1 pseudogene is annotated in these 404 nt (G+C 41.6%); it reads left to right on the forward strand.

The annotated features are described in order from the left end of the window. A pseudogene (locus B3182_RS04950) lies at positions 1–209 on the forward strand (aromatic hydrocarbon degradation protein); the annotation flags it as partial. Between the last annotated feature and the right edge of the window lie 195 nt (positions 210–404).

Raw genomic sequence — 404 nt, forward strand, 5'->3', positions numbered from 1 at the left:
CCAATCCTGTTGTGGCGGGGATCTTTGATCATCACCTCACTTTTGGCGGCAGTTATCAATACAATTCAGAATGGATTATTTATGGTGGTATTGAATACGATTTCCGTAAAAAAGTGGATTACACCAATAGCGAGCTGCCGTTTGGTAACGATTCACAATTGCGTAATGAAGCCGTATGGCTGCATATGATGGTCAGCCGACAATGGTAATTGTTCGCTGGTTATTCACCATTATGCAGCGTTAATTCTGCTCAGAGTGATAGCAGCCAAAATGCTTATGATGTCTTTAAGCCCATTGGCGGTTATCGTTGGTGCGTTTTTGGTGATACATACGTTCGTCAGCCAAAATTCTCAATTCATTTATATTGATGGTTTCGACCATATTAGCTGAACCATGACTGACAC

Origin of the sequence: Methylophaga sp. UBA4204, from assembly GCF_002379485.1 — a bacterium.
Classification (GTDB): domain Bacteria; phylum Pseudomonadota; class Gammaproteobacteria; order Nitrosococcales; family Methylophagaceae; genus Methylophaga.